Source organism: Chroococcidiopsis sp. TS-821, from assembly GCF_002939305.1.
GTDB lineage: Bacteria > Cyanobacteriota > Cyanobacteriia > Cyanobacteriales > Chroococcidiopsidaceae > Chroogloeocystis.
This window is the reverse complement of record NZ_MVDI01000064.1, coordinates 1-386: the sequence shown is the minus strand read 5'-3', so window position 1 is coordinate 386 and position 386 is coordinate 1. Positions and strand designations below refer to the sequence as shown.

1 pseudogene is annotated in these 386 nt (G+C 48.7%); it reads right to left on the bottom strand.

Going from position 1 to position 386, the window contains the following annotated elements:
* Positions 1-386, bottom strand: a pseudogene (locus tag B1A85_RS23460) (substrate-binding domain-containing protein); the annotation flags it as partial.

Here is a 386-nt window from a genome sequence, read left to right as displayed (position 1 = left end):
GAATATCTAAATTCGGATTAACCGCGATCGCCAATCCATCAATGGCAACGGGTATTTGATTTAAACCAAAGCCGCGTTGTTGCGCGCGGGCAATTTCTCGATCTAATAGCGGTCTAGAAGACTGGGAAAAAGCAATTTTCCCCTTCAATCAGCATCCGATTTCCGTTTGCTGACCCTGGTGTTTCGCCAGTAGGGTCAACGTCGCGAAAGCGAACCTCTGGTCGCGCCGCTTGAATTGCTGAGTCAACTGCTAAGCGAATCGGTGCCCAAGTCGTACTACCGCCATAGGGGAAAAAGAAATTAGGGACATTTTGAACGGTCGCGAAATTACTAGTAGATTCGGTTGAACGTGGCGGTGGTGCATTGATATCAGAACCGGTGTCTTC